The sequence below is a fragment of the Luteibacter yeojuensis genome (assembly GCF_000964085.1).
Classification (GTDB): Bacteria; Pseudomonadota; Gammaproteobacteria; order Xanthomonadales; family Rhodanobacteraceae; genus Luteibacter; species Luteibacter yeojuensis_A.
In genome coordinates this window covers 1-3688 of record NZ_JZRB01000086.1, presented here as the reverse complement: position 1 = coordinate 3688, position 3688 = coordinate 1, and the positions used below count along the sequence as shown (strand labels likewise).

The 3688-nt window shown below is 70.7% G+C and carries 5 protein-coding genes; all 5 read left to right on the top strand.

Annotated features, from left to right (window positions below; all coding sequences use genetic code 11):
- On the top strand, positions 1–1152 hold a 1152-nt coding region (locus VI08_RS20130), incomplete at its 5' end, for a TRZ/ATZ family hydrolase (RefSeq protein ID WP_045831429.1).
- Positions 1149–1424 carry a YciI family protein gene (locus VI08_RS20125; RefSeq protein ID WP_332308665.1) on the top strand — a complete coding sequence of 92 codons (276 nt, stop codon included), beginning with the start codon at positions 1149–1151 and terminating at the stop codon, positions 1422–1424. The genes VI08_RS20130 and VI08_RS20125, both read left to right, overlap by 4 nt.
- A 10-nt stretch (positions 1425–1434) precedes the next feature.
- Positions 1435–2148, top strand: coding sequence for a bifunctional 2-polyprenyl-6-hydroxyphenol methylase/3-demethylubiquinol 3-O-methyltransferase UbiG (gene ubiG / locus VI08_RS20120; protein ID WP_045831428.1), 714 nt, complete (start codon positions 1435–1437; stop codon positions 2146–2148).
- On the top strand, positions 2145–2825 hold the full coding sequence (locus tag VI08_RS20115; protein WP_045831427.1) for an HAD family hydrolase: 681 nt from the start codon (positions 2145–2147) through the stop codon (positions 2823–2825). The genes ubiG and VI08_RS20115 overlap by 4 nt, the downstream gene beginning before the upstream one ends.
- Positions 2822–3658, top strand: coding sequence for a squalene/phytoene synthase family protein (locus VI08_RS20110; protein ID WP_045831426.1), 837 nt, complete (start codon positions 2822–2824; stop codon positions 3656–3658). The genes VI08_RS20115 and VI08_RS20110 overlap by 4 nt, the downstream gene beginning before the upstream one ends.
- Positions 3659–3688: the final 30 nt, after the last annotated feature.

The following is a 3688-nucleotide window of genomic DNA, read 5'->3' as shown; positions in this document are numbered from 1 at the left end:
CACGCGCTCATCCCCGGCCTGGTCAACGCGCACACGCACAACCCCATGACCCTGTTGCGCGGCCTGGCCGACGACCTGCCGCTCATGGTGTGGCTGCAGGAGCACATCTGGCCGGCCGAGGGCCGCGTCATGGGCCCGGATTTCATCCGCGATGGCGTGGAGCTGGCCGTGGCCGAGATGCTCCGTGGTGGCACCACCTGCGCCAACGAGAATTACTTCTTCCCCGATGTCATCGCGGCGACGTACCGCCAGATGGGCTTCCGCGCCGTGGTGGGCCTGCCGGTCATCGATTTCCCCACGCCGTGGGCGAAAACCGCCGATGAATACTTCCAGCGCGCGCAGGAAGTGCACGACAGCCTGCGTGGCGAACCGCTGATCACCACCGCGTTCGCGCCGCACGCGCCGTACACCGTCTCGGACGAGAACTTCGAGCGCATCCGCGTGCTCAGCGAGCAGCTCGACATCCCCGTGCACCTGCACACCCACGAGACCGCGCAGGAAGTGGAGGAGGGCAAGGCGCGCGATGGCATGCGCCCGTTCCAGCGCCTGCAGAAGCTGGGGCTGGTGAACGAGCGCCTCATCGCCGTGCACATGACCCAGCTGACCGATGGCGAGATCGCCGCGTGCGCCGCCGCGGGCGTGTCGGTGGTGCATTGCCCCGAATCCAACCTCAAGCTGGCCTCGGGCTTCTGCCCGGCCGAGAAGCTGCGTACCGCCGGCGTCAACCTGTGCATCGGCACCGATGGCTGCGCGTCGAACAACGACCTCGACATGTTCGGCGAGATGCGCACGGCCGCCATGCTGGCAAAGGCCGTGGCCGGCGACGCCGCGGCGTTCGATGCCGCCAGCACGCTGCGCGCCGCGACGCTCAACGGCGCGCGGGCCATTGGCCTGGGCGAGAAGATCGGCTCCATCGAGCCGGGCAAGCGGGCCGACCTGGCCGCCGTGCGTCTCGACGACCTGGAAACCCAGCCCCTGTACCATGTGGCTTCGCAGCTGGTGTACGCCACGGGCCGCCACCAGGTAAGCGACGTGTGGATCGACGGCCAGCGCAAGCTGGCGAACAAGGCCCTGGTCGGCATCGACATCGACGCCATCCGCGACAAGGCGCGCGGCTGGCGCGAGCGCATTGCCGCGGAGGATACCCCGTGAACGACACCGTGCATCTCTACCTTGTCATGGCCATGCGCAACCCGGGCTTCCAGGCCGCGGCCGGCGAAGCCCACCAGGCGTTCCTCGCCGGGTTGATCGAGCGCGGCCTGCTCGAGCTCACCGGCCCGTTCACCGACGGCAGCGGCGGCGCCTACCTGCTGCGCGCGGCCGATCTCGAGACGGCCACGCAAATCGCCCACGGCGATCCGCTGCACGTCACCGGCTCGTCCACGCTCACCATCCACGAGTGGCGCGCGCGCCGTTTTTCCTGAAGGTTCGACCATGCAAAGCAACGCCAACGCCAATGTCAGCGCGGAAGAAATCGCGCGCTTCGAAAAGCTCGCCGCACGCTGGTGGGATCCCGATGGTGAATCCCGCCCGCTGCACGACCTGAACCCGGTGCGCTCGGCCTACGTCGCCGGCCGCGCTGCCCTGCGCGGCGCGAAGGTGGTGGATGTCGGCTGCGGCGGCGGCCTGCTCAGCGAGGCCCTGGCCCGCGCGGGCGCCCACGTCACCGCCATCGACCTCGGCGCCAAGCTCATCGAGATCGCGAAGCTGCACCTGTTCGAATCGAACCTGCAAGTGGATTACCGGGTGCAGCCGTCGGAAGAACTGGCCGCGGCTGAAGGCGGCACGTTCGATGTCGTGTGCTGCATGGAGATGATCGAGCACGTGCCCGATCCGCTCGTGCTCATCCGCGACCTCGCCGCCATGCTGAAGCCGGGCGGCCAGCTGTTCATGTCCACGCTCAACCGCACGCCGGCGGCGTTCGGCGCCGCCATCGTCGGCGCGGAATACGTGATGCGCCTGCTGCCGCGTGGCACGCACCATTACGCGCAGTTCCTCAAGCCGTCGGAAGTGGCCGGCATGCTGCGCCACGCCGGCCTCGAGCTGGAAGACATCAGCGGCCTTGCCTACAACCCGCTCACCCGCAACGCCAGCCTTACGCCCAACACGGCCGTGAACTACGTGCTGGCGGCGAGGAAGCCGGCGTGAGCCAGCTCGCGCACAAGCCCGAGGGCGTGTTCTTCGACCTCGACGGCACCCTGCTCGACAGCGGGCTCGACCTGTACCACGCGCTGGCCTTGCTGTGCGCGGAGCAGGGCGTGGCGCCACCGCCGTACGAGGTGGTGCGCCCCGTGGTGTCGCGCGGCTCGCGCGCCATCATCACGGTGGGCTTCCCCGGGCTCGACGAAACAGGCGTGCAGGCGCTGGTGCCGCGTTACCTCGCGCTGTACGAAGCGAACATGGCCGCGCATACGGTGGCCTTCGACGGCATCGAGCCGATGCTCGCCGGCCTCGTCGCCGCGGGCATCCACTGGGGCATCGTCACGAACAAGCCGGGCTTCCTCACCGACGCGCTGCTGCCGCAGGCCGTGCCGCACTGGCAGCCGGCCGCCGTCGTCTCGGGCGATACGCTGCCCGTGAAGAAGCCCGACCCGGCACCCGTGCTGCTCGCGTGCGAGCGTGCCGGCTGCGCGCCGTCGCGCAGCGTCTTCGTCGGCGACGACCGCCGTGACATCGTCGCCGGTCGCGACGCCGGCCTGTACACCGTGGCCGTGCGTTGGGGCTACCTCGATGGCGGCGACCCCGCTACGTGGGGCGCCGATGCCGTCGTCGCCCACCCCCACGACCTGGCCACGTTGCTGGGCGTGCGCGGAGTGGCCGCATGACCGACGGCGCCATCCAGAGCTACATCGACAAGTGGCTGGCGGTGCAGCCGCAGCAGCGCATCGCGCTGGGCTTCGTGCCCCCCGGTGTACGCGATGAGCGCGTGGCGCTGGCCGCGTTCGAACAGGAACTGATCTCGTCGGCCTACGGCATCCGCGAACCCCAGGTGGCCGCCGCCAAGCTGCAGTGGTGGGCCGAGGAACTCGCCGGCGCCGCCGCCAGTGGCGGGCGCCATCCACTCACCAAGGTGCTGTTCGCCAGCCCGCGGGCGAAGGCCATCCCCAGCCAGGCGTGGCTGGCGCCGGTGCTGGCCGCCATGGCGCAGCTGGAGCAGGGCACCTCGTCGGATTTCGCCGGCCAGGTGGCCGCGGCGCGCAACATGCACGGCGCGCTGGCCGCACTGGAAACCGCGTGGTGGTTCGGGCCAGGCGCGAACAGCGAGGCCGCGGCGGATATCGCCACGCTCTCGCACCTCGTGTTCGCCCTGTCACGCCTCGAGCTGGACGTGGACCGCGAGCGCCTGCCGCTGCCCATGTCGCGCCTGGCGCGCCATGGCCTGGCCCGTGGCCAGCTGAAGGCGGATTCACCGGCCCGTCGCGACGCCATCAAGGCGCAGCTCGACGAGCTGGCTGGCGGCCTGCGGGCCGCGCTGGCCAAGGGGCAGCCCCTGTCCACCTTCCGTGGCCTCGAGGGCCGTACGGCGCTGGCCACGGCGCGTGGCGCCGCCCGGGCCGCCGAGCCCTTCGCCGAGTTGCACAAACGCCAGGCCCACACGGGCCCCGCGACGGCTTTCCGCGCCTGGGGCGCGGCACGCCAGGCGGGCCGGTTGGGCTGAACGCAGCGTTTCCGGGCACACACCATTGAC